General features: G+C 58.6%; 13 protein-coding genes. 9 read left to right on the top strand and 4 right to left on the bottom strand.

Annotated elements, in window-relative coordinates; genetic code table 11:
* Positions 1-72: 72 nt before the first annotated feature.
* The 9 genes from ABIE61_RS11300 (at position 73) to ABIE61_RS11260 (ending at position 10144) form a co-directional block, all read left to right on the top strand.
* Entirely contained in the window at positions 73-711 is a 639-nt protein-coding gene (locus tag ABIE61_RS11300) for a TRAP transporter small permease subunit (RefSeq protein ID WP_354409536.1), read from the top strand.
* Positions 701-2056, top strand: coding sequence for a TRAP transporter large permease (locus ABIE61_RS11295; RefSeq protein ID WP_354409533.1), 1356 nt, complete (start codon positions 701-703; stop codon positions 2054-2056). Before ABIE61_RS11300 ends, ABIE61_RS11295 begins: the two co-directional genes overlap by 11 nt.
* 18 nt (positions 2057-2074) lie before the next feature.
* Positions 2075-3241: an iron-containing alcohol dehydrogenase gene (locus tag ABIE61_RS11290; RefSeq protein WP_354409531.1), complete on the top strand. Its 1167-nt coding sequence runs from the start codon at positions 2075-2077 to the stop codon at positions 3239-3241.
* Between the two features lie 37 nt (positions 3242-3278).
* Entirely contained in the window at positions 3279-4781 is a 1503-nt protein-coding gene (locus ABIE61_RS11285; protein ID WP_354409529.1) for a CoA-acylating methylmalonate-semialdehyde dehydrogenase, read from the top strand.
* Positions 4782-4966: 185 nt separating this feature from the next.
* Positions 4967-5776: an IclR family transcriptional regulator gene (locus ABIE61_RS11280; protein ID WP_354409528.1), complete on the top strand. Its 810-nt coding sequence runs from the start codon at positions 4967-4969 to the stop codon at positions 5774-5776.
* Between the two features lie 106 nt (positions 5777-5882).
* Positions 5883-6821, top strand: a complete 939-nt coding sequence (gene hemC / locus ABIE61_RS11275; RefSeq protein ID WP_354409526.1) for a hydroxymethylbilane synthase — start codon at positions 5883-5885, stop codon at positions 6819-6821.
* A complete protein-coding gene (locus ABIE61_RS11270; protein WP_354409524.1) occupies positions 6814-7596 on the top strand; it encodes a uroporphyrinogen-III synthase in 783 nt (260 codons plus the stop codon). The genes hemC and ABIE61_RS11270 overlap by 8 nt, the downstream gene beginning before the upstream one ends.
* Before the next feature lie 17 nt (positions 7597-7613).
* The gene (locus ABIE61_RS11265) at positions 7614-8894 is read left to right on the top strand and encodes a uroporphyrinogen-III C-methyltransferase (RefSeq protein WP_354409521.1); all 1281 of its coding nucleotides are present in this window, start codon (positions 7614-7616) and stop codon (positions 8892-8894) included.
* The gene (locus tag ABIE61_RS11260) at positions 8891-10144 is read left to right on the top strand and encodes a heme biosynthesis HemY N-terminal domain-containing protein (RefSeq protein WP_354409518.1); all 1254 of its coding nucleotides are present in this window, start codon (positions 8891-8893) and stop codon (positions 10142-10144) included. Before ABIE61_RS11265 ends, ABIE61_RS11260 begins: the two co-directional genes overlap by 4 nt.
* A 64-nt stretch (positions 10145-10208) precedes the next feature.
* Here the strand turns inward: ABIE61_RS11260 and ABIE61_RS11255 are convergent, their stop codons facing one another.
* The 4 genes from ABIE61_RS11255 to trxA all read right to left on the bottom strand — a co-directional run bounded on the left by ABIE61_RS11255 (position 10209) and on the right by trxA (position 14388).
* Positions 10209-10946 carry an NAD(P)H-flavin reductase gene (locus ABIE61_RS11255; protein ID WP_354409515.1) on the bottom strand — a complete coding sequence of 246 codons (738 nt, stop codon included), beginning with the start codon at positions 10944-10946 and terminating at the stop codon, positions 10209-10211.
* A 43-nt stretch (positions 10947-10989) separates the two neighbouring features.
* The gene (ubiD, locus tag ABIE61_RS11250; RefSeq protein ID WP_354409512.1) at positions 10990-12471 is read right to left on the bottom strand and encodes a 4-hydroxy-3-polyprenylbenzoate decarboxylase; all 1482 of its coding nucleotides are present in this window, start codon (positions 12469-12471) and stop codon (positions 10990-10992) included.
* A gap of 113 nt (positions 12472-12584) precedes the next feature.
* On the bottom strand, positions 12585-13844 hold the full coding sequence (rho, locus tag ABIE61_RS11245) for a transcription termination factor Rho (protein ID WP_091826312.1): 1260 nt from the start codon (positions 13842-13844) through the stop codon (positions 12585-12587).
* Between the two features lie 217 nt (positions 13845-14061).
* Complete coding sequence (gene trxA, locus ABIE61_RS11240) at positions 14062-14388, bottom strand: thioredoxin TrxA (RefSeq protein ID WP_091826310.1); 327 nt, start codon at positions 14386-14388, stop codon at positions 14062-14064.
* Between the last annotated feature and the right edge of the window lie 162 nt (positions 14389-14550).

Below are 14550 nucleotides of genomic sequence, written 5' to 3'. Positions count from 1 at the left end.
CCTGACTTTCCGGCGAAGGGGCGGGATACGTCCAACCCCTTCCTTGCGTTCAGGTACCCCCGGAGTCCGAATATGAATCAACTGACAACACCCGCACCGGCCCTGACTGCCGACGTGCAGTCCCCCGGCCGTTTCGATCTGGAACAGCTGGTCCATCACACCGAGCTGCCCCATACACGCCTTTCGCGCAGCTTCGACAGAGTGATCAATGCCGTCGCGGCCATTGCTCACTGGAGCTGGCTGGTCCTGATGCTGGTCATTCTGGTCAACGTGGTGCTGCGCTATGCCTTTGGCGAGGGCCACATTGAGCTGGAGGAACTGCAGTGGCACCTTTACTCCATCGGCTGGCTGGTCGGCCTCTCCTTCTGCTATGTGCTCGATGACCACGTCAGGGTGGACCTGTTGCATGAACGCCTTGGTCTGAAGACCCAGGCCGTTATAGAGCTGCTCGGCATCCTGTTCCTGTTGCTGCCCTTTGCCCTGGTCGTACTCTGGTACGCCATCCCCTTTGTGCAGTACTCCTTCGCGATGAGCGAAATTTCCATGGCACCGGGCGGACTGCCCTACCGCTGGGCGATCAAGGCGGTACTGGTTCTCGGCTTTGCGCTGCTGCTGCTTGCCATGCTGTCACGCCTGAGCCGTGTCTGCGCGCTGCTGTTCGGTTTCCCCCGGACAATGCGAATCAGCGAGGAGAAAGCCCGTGGAAATTAATGAAATTCTCGCCATCACCATGTTCGCCAGCTTTATTGTGCTGCTGTTCACCGGTTTTCCGGTTGCCTGGGTACTGGGCGGCGTGGCACTGATCTTTGCCGCTATCTCCATGATGGCCGACCAGATGTGGGACGCTTGGATCGGCATCGACTGGGAATACGTTTCAATCACCGTACCCCGCATCTGGAACGTAATGACCAACTGGGTGCTGGTCGCCCTGCCGATGTTTGTCTTCATGGGCCTGATGCTGGACCGCTCCGGTATCGCCGAGGACCTGATGACCAATCTGGTGCGCCTGTTCGGTCGCGTCCGCGGCGGGCTGGCGATCACTGTCACCTTCGTCGGGCTGTTATTGGCGGCCTCTACCGGCATTATCGGTGCGTCCGTGGTGTTGCTGGCGCTGCTCGGCATCCCGATGATGATGCGTCAGGGCTACAGCCACGAACTGGCCTGCGGCACTGTCTGCTCCACCGGTACCCTGGGCATCCTGATTCCGCCCAGTATCATGCTGGTGATGATGGGCGACCGGCTGGGCGTGCCGGTGGGCGACCTTTTCCTCGGCGCACTCTTTCCGGGTCTGCTGCTGGCCGCGCTCTATATCGGTTACATCTTTGCCGTGGGACTGCTGCGTCCCCAGGCCGCGCCAGCCCCGGACGACGCCGAACCGGTGACGCCGCTGCTGGTTGCAAAGGTGTTTGTCACCGTATTGCCTGCTGCCGGCCTGATCCTGGCGGTGCTGGGTTCCATCTTCGCCGGTATCGCCACCCCCACCGAGGCGTCCGGCGTCGGTGCCGCCGGTGCAACCCTGCTGGCAGTAATCAAGAAGCGCGTCAACCTGCAGGTGCTCTATGAAGTCTGCCGCGAGACCACCAAGACCACAGCGTTCATCTTCGCTCTATTGCTCGGTGCGACGGCATTCTCGCTGGTACTTCGCGGCCTGGGTGGTGACGAACTGATCGAATCGGCGCTGACCGGTCTGCCGTTCAGCCCCACCGGCATCGTGATCTGCATTCTGCTGGTGACCTTCGTACTCGGCTTCTTCCTCGACTGGATCGAGCTGACCCTGATCATCCTGCCGCTGGTGGCCCCGGTGGTGTCCGGCCTCGGTTTCGATCTGGTCTGGTTCACCATCCTGTTCGCTGTCTGCCTGCAGACGTCGTTCCTGACCCCGCCAGTGGGTTTCGCCCTGTTTTACATGAAAGGCGTGGCCCCCGAGGGAATCACCGTCGGCACCATCTACCGTGGCGTACTACCCTTTATCGCACTGCAATTGGTAGGACTGTCGATCGTTTTCTACTGGCAGCAGATCGTGACCTGGCTGCCTTCCATGGCCTATTCAAACTGACCCTTTCGGAGAATAACAATGAGCAACCGAATCATTCTGCCCCGCCTGATGGAAGTAGGTGCCGGCGCCAGTCGCAAGGCTCCTGAAGTACTGGCGGCCTTGGGCTGCAGCAACCCACTGATCATTTCCGATCCGATGATGGTCAAGCTGGGTTATGTGGATAACCTGCAGGCAGCATTGAGCGAAGCCGGCGTTGCCAGCGACCTTTTTGCCGACACCCTGCCCGAACCCACTGAAGCCTCGATTCTGGCTGGTGTGGATAAAGTCAAAGCGGGCAATTACGACGCGATCATCGCCCTCGGTGGCGGCAGCCCGATCGATTCGGCCAAGGCGATCTCGATCCTGGGCAAGTTCGGCGGCCAGATGCGCGACTACAAGTTCCCGCGCGATGTCAGCGAGCAGGGCCTGCCGATCATCGCCATCCCGACCACCGCCGGCACCGGTTCCGAAGCGACCCGTTTCACCATCATTACCGATGCCGACAAGGACGAGAAGATGCTCTGCGTTGGTCTCGGCTTCATGCCGGCTGCCGCGCTGATCGACTATGAACTGACCCTGTCGGTACCGGCTCGCGTCACCGCTGACACCGGCATCGATGCCCTGACCCACGCCATCGAAGCCTATGTCAGCGCCAAGGCCAACCCGTACAGCGACAGCCAGGCACTGGCGGCGATGAAGCTGCTCGGCCCGAACCTGCGTACTGCCTATCACCAACCGGATAACCGGGAAGCACGCGAGGCGATGATGCTCGGTTCAACCCTGGCCGGCATTGCCTTCTCGGCCGCTTCAGTGGCGCTGGTACACGGCATGAGCCGACCTATAGGCGCCTTCTTCCATGTGCCTCACGGCCTGTCCAACGCCATGCTGCTGCCAACCGTCACTGCTTTCTCGCTGGACAGCGCGCCGGAACGCTACGCCGACTGTGCCCGCGCCATCGGTGCCGCCCTTCAGAGTGACGATACCGACACCGCCAACGCCAAACTGATCGCCGAACTGCGCGCCCTCAACGAGGAGCTTGAAGTGCCAAGCCCCGCCGCCTATGGCATCGATGAAACGCGCTACTTTGAACTGCGCGCCACCATGGCCGAGCAGGCACTGGCGTCCGGTTCTCCCGGCAACAATCCCCGCGTGCCCAGCGTGGATGAATTGATCGACCTCTATGCCGCTGTCTGGAATCAGCAGTAACAATAATTTTTATAACAAGACTCAGGAATATACTCAGATGACCAACGTGACCAACTTTATCAACAACACCCGCACTCCGAGCGAGTCCAGCCGCACCGCCCCTGTCTTCAACCCGGCCACTGGCGAACAGAGCGGTACTGTTACCCTTTCCACCGCCGACGAGACGCGCAGCGCCATTGCTGCCGCCGAGGCAGCGTTTCCCGCGTGGTCCAAGACCCCATCCGTGGTCCGTGCCCGCGTCATGTTCAAGTTCAAGCAGCTGCTGGACGAAAACCGGGACAGGCTGGCCGAGCTGATCACCCTGGAACACGGCAAGGTGTTCTCAGACGCCCAGGGCGAAATCACCCGCGGCATGGAAGTGGTCGAATTCGCCTGTGGCATTCCCCACCTGCAGAAGGGTGAACACTCGCTCAACGTAGGGCGTGACATCGACTCCGACTCGCTGATGCAGCCACTGGGCGTCTGCGCCGGCATATCACCGTTCAACTTCCCGGCCATGGTGCCCATGTGGATGTTCCCAGTGGCAATCGCCTGCGGTAACACTTTCGTTATGAAGCCGTCCGAGAAAGACCCGAGCGCCACCCTGTTCATCGCCGAACTGCTGGCCGAAGCCGGCCTGCCGGCGGGCGTATTCAACCTGGTCAACGGCGACAAGGAAGCAGTCGACGTGCTACTCACCGATGAGCGCGTGCAGGCAGTCAGCTTCGTCGGCTCCACTCCCATCGCCGAATACATATATGCCACCGCATCGGCCCACGGCAAGCGCTGTCAGGCACTGGGCGGCGCCAAGAACCACATGGTAGTCATGCCGGACGCCGATCCCGAACAGGTGGTCAACTCACTGATGGGTGCCGCCTACGGCTCCGCCGGTGAACGCTGCATGGCGATCTCGGTAGCGGTCTGTGTCGGTAACGAAGTAGCCGATAACCTGGTCGAGATGATGAAAACCGAGATTGGCCAGATGCGTGTCGGTCCCGGACTGGGTCAGGAGCAGGAGCCGCACATGGGCCCGGTGGTCAGCCGCGAACATCAGCAGAAAATCCTGGCCTACATCGATAGCGGCGTAGAGGAAGGCGCCACCCTGGTTGCCGACGGTCGCAACTTCACAGTAAACGGCCACGAGAACGGCTTCTTTGTCGGCCCAACCCTGTTCGACAACGTCACCACCGAGATGCGCATTTACCAGGAAGAGATCTTCGGCCCGGTGCTGGTGGTCGTGCGCGTCAACAGTTTCGATGAAGCCCTGCAGCTGATCAACGATCACGAATACGGCAACGGTACGGCCCTGTTTACCCGCGACGGCGACACCGCCCGCCAGTTCGAGGAGAACGTCAAGGTCGGCATGGTCGGCATCAATGTGCCGATTCCGGTGCCGATGGCGTTCCATTGTTTCGGCGGCTGGAAGCGCTCCGTATTCGGCCCGCTGAACATGCACGGCTCCGACGGTGTACGTTTCTTCACCCGCATGAAGACCGTGACCCGCCGCTGGCCTACCGGCATTCGCGCCGGCGCCGAGTTCTCAATGCCGACAATGAAGTAACCGTTTGCAGCCAGCCACACCGCCTCTGACGGGAGACTGTGGCTGGCTGGTCGCCGCAGAGGCATGCAACCTGATATGCCTGCCATGACGACACATAAAGTGGATTGCCCTGTCCCAACAAGGTACTGCTCTTGCCGCCCATGAGGCGGCTTTTTTTATGCCCACCCGTTAACACGATATACTGAATGCCTATTGCAACCTTGGACCTGACTAACACTATGAGCACCACACGCAGGGAAAAAGGCTCCTCGATTCTCCGGGTTCTGGAAATCATCGAAACAGTAGCCAGCTCCGGCCATCCGATGACCGCCGCAGAACTGTCGAAACAACTGGATATTCCCAAAGCCACCGGCCATCGTCTGATTCAAACGCTGGAAAAAGAAGGTTTTCTGCAGACCAACATGCGCGGTTTCGTCGTCCCCGGCGCACGTTTGCACCAGGTTGCGCTTGGTATCATCTACGCCAGCCGCCACAAGGCCCAGCGCCGCGCCATTCTGGAAGGGCTCTCCGGCCAGATTCGAGAAACCATCGGCTTGGCGATTCCCGATGGCACGGAGATGCTCTATTTTGACCGCGTGCAGACCAACTGGCCCCTGCAGATCAATCTGCCGGTGGGCAGCCACACGCCTACTTGGTGCACGGCCAGTGGCAAGCTTTACCTATCCAACCTGCCTGCCAATCAACGCAAGTTGATGCTTGAAAAGCTGCCCATGCAACAGTTTGCGCGCAACACCCTGACCGATCCCGCAGAACTGCTCGACGAACTGAAGCATGTCGCCGAACAGCAATTGGCCGTCGACAATGAAGAGTTCATCGACGGCATGGTAGCGGTGGCCGTTCCAGTCAAGGATACACAAGGTCGCCTGGTTGCCTGCCTGTTCACCCACGCCCCCGTGATTCGCAGCTCACTCGATGACCTGCTGCAATTCGAGCCGCTGCTGCGTCAGGCAGCACATGAACTAGAGCAGGTAATCAGCGTACCAGAGCAGAGCTGAGGCATCAGTCAACCGCTGTGCCACTTTCTGTTACACTGCCGATCATTCAACTCGATCCGGTGGAGCCCGCTCCGGCTCGGCTCCGCCTGCTGACAAGGATTCAATCATGAGCAGAACCATTCGCATCGCCACCCGCCGCAGCCTGTTGGCACTCTGGCAGGCCGAATACGTCAAGGCAGAACTGGGGCTCCACCACCCCGGTATTCATATCGAGTTGCTGAAAATCGAATCCCGCGGTGACAAGATTCTTGATACGCCTCTGGCCAAGATCGGCGGCAAGGGTCTGTTCGTCAAGGAGCTGGAAAACGCCTTGCTGGAAGGCCGCGCCGACATCGCCGTACACTCCATGAAGGACGTGCCGATGGAGTTCCCGCCGGGACTGGGGCTACCGGTCATCTGTGTACGTGAACAGCCTACCGATGCCTTTGTCAGCAACCAGTACGATAACCTGGATGCTTTGCCGGAAGGCGCCATCGTCGGTACCTCTTCCCTGCGCCGCGAAGTACAGATACGTGAGCGCCGCCCGGACCTGGAAGTGCGTTTTCTGCGCGGCAACGTCCAGACCCGACTGGCCAAGCTGGACGCAGGCGAGTACGACGCCATTATTCTCGCCACCGCAGGCCTGTTGCGACTCAAGTTACAGGATCGCATCCGCCATGAAATGTCACCAGAAGAGAGCCTGCCTGCTGGTGGCCAGGGTGCCGTGGGTATCGAATGCCGCAACGATGACGCCGAACTGATCAAACTGCTGCAACCGCTGCATCACACCGACACCGCTGATCGCGTACTGGCCGAACGTGCCATGAACCGCCGGCTCGAAGGTGGCTGCCAGGTGCCGATCGGCTGCTACGCCACCCTGAGTGAAGACGGGGATGAGATATTCCTGCGCGGACTGGTGGGTCGCCCGGATGGCAGCAAGGTACTGCGCGATGAAATCCGCGGCCCTCGCGAACAGGCCGAGGCAATGGGTATTACTCTGGCCGATCGTTTGCTGGCCGCCGGTGCTGACAAGATTTTGGCCGAGGTGTACAAGGAACGTGGCTGAACCGATACAACCCCTGTGCGGACAGCGGATACTGGTGACCCGCCCTGCACATCAGGCCGAAGGCCAGGTGGCGTATTTGCGCGGACTGGGGGCTGAGCCCGTCTGCCTGCCCCTGCTGGAGATCATGCCCACCGGAGAAGAAGACGGTGCCGACTACCAGCAATGCAAACGCTGTATGCTGGACTTGGATCTCTATGACGGCGTCATTTTTGTCAGCCCCAATGCAGCACGCATCGGGGCCGACTGGATCGATCAGTATTGGCCGCAGTTGCCGGTTGGCGTGCGCTGGATCGGTATAGGCCAGCAAACCTGTGACGCCCTGGAACAGTTCGGCATCCATGCCTGGCATGCCGAGGGTGGCTTCGACTCCGAGACACTGCTGGCGGACCCGTCCATGCAGTCCGTGGCCACGCAACGCTTCCTGATTGTGCGCGCCGATGGAGGACGAGACATGCTGGCCGATACGCTGAGCCAGCGGGGCGCTCGAGTCGACTATGCCCATATCTATCGGCGCGTCTGTCCAGCCCATTCGACCGACATTATCCAAAGTACTATTTATGCACAGCCGTTATCGGCTATCCTCATTACCAGTGGTCAAGCCTTGCAGAACCTGCTCACGCTGAGCGGAAGCACCGATGCAGGCCTGGCTGAAATCCGGATCATCGTTCCCAGTGCCCGCCTTGCCGAGCTGGCCCGTTCGCTGGGATTCACCCGAATCCGGGTAGCACAGGGACCGGACGACCGCAGTATGGTCGAAGCACTGCTACCCGCCTGACAATCGGAACCACCGGCATGAAAGAAACCCGCGACAATTCATCTGAACCAACCAATAAGCCCGCTGACGCACACGATGAGTCCAGCAGCAAGACAAAGGACTCCCCTGCTACGGATACCAGCAAATCAGCCGCTGAAACCACCAAAGAAAAACCGGAAGTAAACCAGGACGCTAATGCGGCCTCCAGCGCAGCTGCCGACAAACCTGCCAAACAGCCCCACCGCAAGCCGAAGGCTGAAAGTGAAAAACGCTGTGGCGCAACCTGGCCCGGCAAGCTGGCACTGGTTCTGTCGCTTATAACCCTTGGCGGCGGAGGCTATCTGGCCTGGGAAGGCTGGCAACTGAAACAACAGAACAGCCAGATGCAGGAACGCCTCAGCCAACAGGTCGAAACCGCCCTGGCCAATGGTCGAGCCGAAGTGGCCCAGACAGTCAGCAGTGTAAACCAGCAACTGGGACAGCTGCAGGCCCGCTCGGAAGCCGAAGCGCAGAATATCGCCGAGCTGCAGGATCGACTGACCCGGAGTATCCAGCAGGTCACAGCGAGCCGTGAGCTCAGCCGCAAAGACTGGTTGCTGGCCGAGGTGGAATATCTGTTGCGACTGGCCAATCAGCGCGTATTAATGGAACAGACTCCGAATGGCGCACTGACTCTCCTGAAATCGGCCGACACCATTCTCAGTGAAACTGATGACGTTACCATCTACGATGTACGCAAGGCGTTGGCCGCTGACATCGCAGCGCTGGAAGCAGTGCCCAGACTGGATAGCGAGGGGGTATTCCTGCGACTGGGTGCGCTCAACCGTCAGGTGGACAACCTGCGTGTGGTACCCGTCAGCGAACGACGTGAGCTGCCGCAGATGCTGGAAGAGATCACACCCGAAAGTGTCAAGCAGTCCTGGGGCGACGGTTTCAAGACCAGCTGGAACAAGGCAGTAAACAAGTTTGAGCAGCTGATCGTGATTCAACACCATGACGAGCCCATCAAGCCGCTGATGTCACCTGAGCAAACCTTCTTCCTGCAGCAAAACCTGCATCTGATGCTGGAACAGGCTCAGATGGCCTTACTGCAGCGCAAGCAACAGGCTTTCGATAGCAGCCTGAGCAAGGCGCAGGAGTGGATTGCCACCCACTTCGACCCAAAAGATGCCACCACTATTGCCCTGCTCACAGGACTGGCTGAACTCTCCGAGGTAAACGTGGCGCCAGAGCTGCCGGACATTTCCGGCTCCCTGAGCAGCCTCAAGGATTATCTCGGTCGCATGCAGCAGTTGCGTGAGGGAGGGCAGAACAGATGAAAAAACTGTTTATCATCCTTTTAATACTGCTGGTAGCCGGCGCCTGGGTTGGCCAGCTGATGGTGCAGGATCCAGGCTATGTACTGCTGTCATACCAGCAGACCTCGGTTGAAACCAGCCTCTGGGTGCTGTTGCTGATCCTGGTACTCGGTTTTGCACTGTTGCACTGGCTGTTCAACCTGGTCCATAACATCCGTTTGCCGGGTGATCGTCTGCGCAGCTGGCGCAGTGACCGCAACCACCGCCTGGCGCGCAGCAAAACCCTGAAAGGGCTTGTGGCGCTGTCCGAGGGCAGCTGGTGGAAGGCACAGCGCTACCTGACACAGGCGGCACAGCGCTCCGACCTGCCGGTCATCAATTATCTTGCGGCGGCCCGTGCAGCCCACGAGCAGGGCGACAGCAAATCATCCGATGACCTGCTCAATCGCGCCCGCCAGTCAACCCCCGAGGCCGAGGTCGCGATCGGCATCACTCAGGCAGAAATGCAGCTGGAGCGTGGTCAACTGGAACCCTGCCTGGCCACACTGCTCCATCTGCGACGCCAGGCACCCAAACATACCCATGTCATCCGCCTGCTCAAGGAAGCCTATCTGAAGCTGGAGGACTGGAAAGGCCTTACCGAGCTTCTACCGGAGCTAAAGCGACTGCAGGCGATGAAAGATGACGAGCTGGAACAACTTGAGCTGCAATGTCACCTGCATCAACTCGAATACAGCATCTCCAGCCTGCCGGACGGAGCCGATGCACAGGAACGCCTGCGCAGCCTCAGCCGCAGCTGGCAGTCCATTCCACAGCCACTGCTGCGCAACCCGGTACTGGTCAGCCGCTATACTGATCTGATGATCGAGATCGGCGCCGAAGTGGAAGTCGAGAAAATGCTGCGTGACCTGATCAAACGCCAGTGGGACGAGCACTTGGTCAGGTTGTATGGCCGCATTCAGGGTGAAAATGCCGAGAAGCAACTGAATATAGCCCGCGGCTGGCTCAAGCAGCACGCCGACAGCCCTGGTCTGGAGCTGACACTGGGGCGCCTGAGTATGCGTAACGCACACTGGGGCAAGGCGATCAATCACTTTGAGCGCAGCCTTGAGCTGCAGCCCGACGCAGAGACCTTCAAGGAGTTGTACCGCCTGTTGCATCACTTGGGCGAAGACAAGCGTGCGCTCGATATGATGACACGCGAGTTGCAACAGCTCGACAACTCACTGCCGGCGCTGCCTCTGCCTGCACCGAACAGCGAGAGCCATTGAGCCTGCCCCAAACGAAAACGCCCGGCAAAGCCGGGCGTTTTCATATCACTGGCAGCAAAATGAACTAGGCCGGTCGCGGCGCCCAGGCAAACACGTCAGAATGAACCTGATTCTCTGCCACCCCTTTTTCCATCAGTCGATCCAGCAAGGCATACACCATCCCAGGTGAGCCACAGGCATATACCGCCAGATCCTCGATACTGTCCAGGTCTTCGGCAATGGCATCCGGCATAAGCCCGGTACGCCCGGTCCAGCCCGGACTGGTTTCGGGTTCGCTCACCACCGGCACAAAATGCACATTGGCATGTTCATGCGCCCATTGCTGTGGAAGCTTCTCCAGATAAAGGTCTGCCTCCATGCGCGCGCCCCAGTAAATATCAATCCGGTTGCGGGCCTGATTGGCCAGCAGGTGTTCGACCATGCTCTTGATCTGAGCAAAGCCAGTGCTGGCAGCCGCAAATACAAATCGGGTTTCAGGCGTTACGTCAGCCATAGTCAGGCTTACAGCACCCTTGGGCAGCTCGATCTGGACGGATGGACTGGTTTGCAGATAACTGAGGATCATGGCATTGAACTCACTGCCCGGTACCTGGCGTATATGCAGTTCCAGGTCTCGTCCTTGATCCGGTGCCGACGCAATGGAAAAGGATGCCTTTTTCCCCTCCGGCAACAGAATATCCAAATACTGGCCGGCTCGATAATGCATCGACTCCGGGTCCACCGCTGTCAGACGCAGCCGAACCCGAAACACATCCTGATTCAGGGCTTCGAACCCTGTCACATCACATACTCTTGTTTCCAAAACATCACTCCTTGCTGCAGGCAACCGTAGCCGCCTGCCGGTATCAGTTGTCTAGAATACCCAGCTGATCCCAGATCTCGTCCACCCGTTGCTTCACGGCTGGGTCCATCTTGATCGGTTCACCCCACTCGCGAGTGGTTTCGCCTTCCCACTTGTTGGTGGCATCCAGCCCCATTTTCGAACCCAGACCCGAGACCGGTGAGGCAAAATCGAGATAGTCGATCGGCGTATTGTCGATCATCACCGTATCCCGCTGCGGGTCCATACGAGTGGTGATCGCCCAGATCACGTCATTCCAGTCGCGAGCATTGACGTCGTCATCGCAGACGATGACAAATTTGGTGTACATGAACTGACGCAAAAACGACCAGACACCCAACATGATCCGCTTGGCATGCCCCGGATACTGCTTCTTGATCGTGACCACCGCCATGCGATAGGAGCAGCCTTCCGGCGGCAGATAGAAGTCCACAATTTCGGGAAACTGTTTCTGCAGGATCGGCACAAATACTTCATTCAGCGCGACGCCAAGAATAGCCGGCTCATCTGGTGGCCGTCCGGTGTAGGTGCTGTGATAGATGGCATCCTTGCGCCGTGAGATCCGCTCTACGGTAAACACCGGGAAACGATCCACCTCGTTGTAGTAGCCGGTATGATCGCCGAACGGACCTTCGTCCGCCATCTCCTCGGGATCAATGTACCCCTCAAGAATAATTTCCGCGCTGGCCGGCACCTGTAGATCACTGCCGATGCACTTAACCACTTCGGTTTTGCCACCGCGCAACAGGCCAGCAAAGGCATACTCGGACAGGGTATCCGGCACCGGCGTCACAGCACCCAGAATGGTCGCCGGATCGGCGCCCAGCGCCACTGCAACCGGAAAGCGCTCACCGGGATGAGCCAGCTTCCATTCACGGAAATCCAGGGCGCCGCCACGGTGGGCCAGCCAACGCATGATCAGTTTGTTGCGACCGATCAACTGCTGACGGTAGATGCCCAGGTTTTGTCGCGGCTTGTCCGGTCCGCGGGTGATCACCAGTGGCCAGGTCACCAGCGGACCGGCATCACCGGGCCAGCAGGTCTGGATCGGAATACGGTAAAGGTCGACATCATCGCCCTCGATGACCATCTCCTGACAGGGCGCCTTACGCACCTGTTTCGGCCCCATGTGCAGCACCTGACGATACAACGGCAGCTTGTCCCAGGCATCCTTCATGCCGCGGGGCGGTTCAGGCTCCTTAAGCTGGGCCAGCGTCTTGCCGACCTCTCGCAGGGCCGCTACCGACGTCTCACCCATGCCCAGCGCCACACGTTCAGGAGTACCGAACAGGTTGCCCAGCACCGGCATGTCATAGCCCTTGGGGTTCTCGAACAGCAGCGCGGGGCCACCGGCCTTGAGGGTACGGTCGCAGATTTCGGTCATTTCCAGTACCGGGTCAACCGGCATCCGGATACGCTTGAGTTCGCCACGCGCTTCCAGCATCTTGATGAAGTCGCGCAGGTCCTTGTATTTGGGTGTCGACATGGGATCGCCTGTCCAAAGAATACGACTGGGTACATCCTGTACATAAAAAAGGGGTAAGTGATTAGCTTACCCCGCTTTCGTCGCCTTGGTTCACTACAGCAGGTGAATTCGGCTTACTTGCGCTTCATCGACAGGAAGAACTCATCATTGGTCTTGAAGTCCTTCAGTTTGTCGATCACAAACTCGGTAGCTGCGGAGTCGTCCATCGGATCCAGCAGCTTGCGCAGAATCCACATCCGCTGCAGCTCTTCTTCGCTGGTCAGCAGATCTTCACGGCGGGTACCTGAACGGCGGATATTGATCGCCGGGAATACACGCTTTTCAGCAATCTTGCGGTCCAGGTGGACTTCGGAGTTACCGGTACCCTTGAACTCCTCGAAGATAACCTCGTCCATTTTCGAGCCGGTATCAACCAGTGCGGTGGCGATGATCGTCAGACTGCCGCCTTCTTCGATATTACGGGCTGCACCAAAGAAGCGCTTGGGGCGCTCCAGTGCGTGTGCATCAACACCACCGGTCAGTACCTTGCCCGAAGATGGGATAACGGTGTTGTAGGCACGCGCCAGACGTGTGATGGAGTCGAGCAGGATCACCACATCTTTCTTGTGCTCGGTCAGGCGTTTGGCCTTTTCCAGCACCATTTCAGCAACCTGTACGTGACGTGACGGCGGTTCGTCGAAGGTGGATGCAACTACTTCACCACGAACGGTGCGCTGCATGTCGGTCACTTCCTCGGGGCGCTCGTCGATCAGCAACACGATCATGTAGCATTCAGGATTGTTACGGGTGATGCTGTTGGCAATGTTCTGCAGCATCAGCGTCTTACCGGCCTTGGGCGGTGATACGATCAGGGCGCGCTGGCCCTTGCCCATGGGGCACACCAGATCGATGACACGCGCCGTCAGATCCTCGGTACTGCCATTGCCGATTTCCATCCGCATGCGCTGTTGTGCAAACAGAGGCGTCAGGTTTTCGAACAGGATCTTGTTTTTCGCGTTTTCCGGGCGATCATAGTTGATCTCGTTGACCTTCAGCAGCGCGAAGTAGCGCTCCCCATCTTTCGGCGGGCGAATCTTGCCCGAGATGGTGTCACCGGTGCGCAGATTGAAACGACGGATCTGACTGGGAGATACATAGATATCGTCAGGGCCAGCGAGGTAGGAAGAATCGGCTGAGCGCAGGAAGCCGAAGCCGTCCTGCAGGATCTCCAGCACACCGTCACCGTAGATGTCCTCTCCGCTTTTGGCATGTTTCTTCAGAATAGCGAAGATCACGTCCTGTTTGCGGGAGCGGGCCATGTTGTCGAGGCCCATTTCGATGGCGATATCCAGAAGTTCCGGAACGCTTTTTAGTTTGAGTTCGGTAAGATTCATAGTATTCAGAGAAGCAGCCCAGAGTCGGCTGGTTACGGATGGAAACCGGATGGTTAGTCGGAAGAAATAAGGTTAAGGTCTTACTTGTGACACCCAGACAATGGATCGCCGGGCCGGTATGTGGGACCACTATAAAAGGTAAAACGGGACCTGTCCAGCAGAAGCTGGTGGAAAAACGCGACCGTTGCGCAGCCTGCGTGTTTCCACCTGGCCAGGCTCACAGATTGGCGTCGATGAAAGCCGCCAGCTGAGACTTGGACAGCGCGCCTACCTTTGTCGCTTCCACATTACCGCCCTTGAACAGCATCAGAGTCGGGATGCCACGAATGCCAAACTTGGGCGGCGTTTCATTGTTTTCGTCGATGTTCAATTTGCAAACCTTCAGTTTGCCCGCATATTCCTTGGCGATCTCTTCCAGCACCGGGGCGATCATCTTGCAGGGTCCACACCACTCGGCCCAGTAATCTACCAGCACAGCGCCCTCAGCCTTGAGAACATCTTCTTCGAAGGAGGCGTCAGTCACATTGACGATATTTTCACTCATGGATCGATTCTCCAGTGCACGAGGTGCGTTTAAGACATTGGCAGGATGATAACACCTGCTACCCACGCCTGCCACATCCTGTCCGTCGTACTCTGCAGTACGACTGTCATCATAAAAGGGTAGCATCCGGCCCCCGTTAACCGGTATTTTTGCATTCTTGAC

Origin of the sequence: Marinobacterium sp. MBR-111 (assembly GCF_040547585.1) — a bacterium.
In the GTDB taxonomy this organism is placed as follows: domain Bacteria; phylum Pseudomonadota; class Gammaproteobacteria; order Pseudomonadales; family Balneatricaceae; genus Marinobacterium; species Marinobacterium iners.
This window is presented reverse-complemented; position numbering and strand designations above follow the sequence as displayed.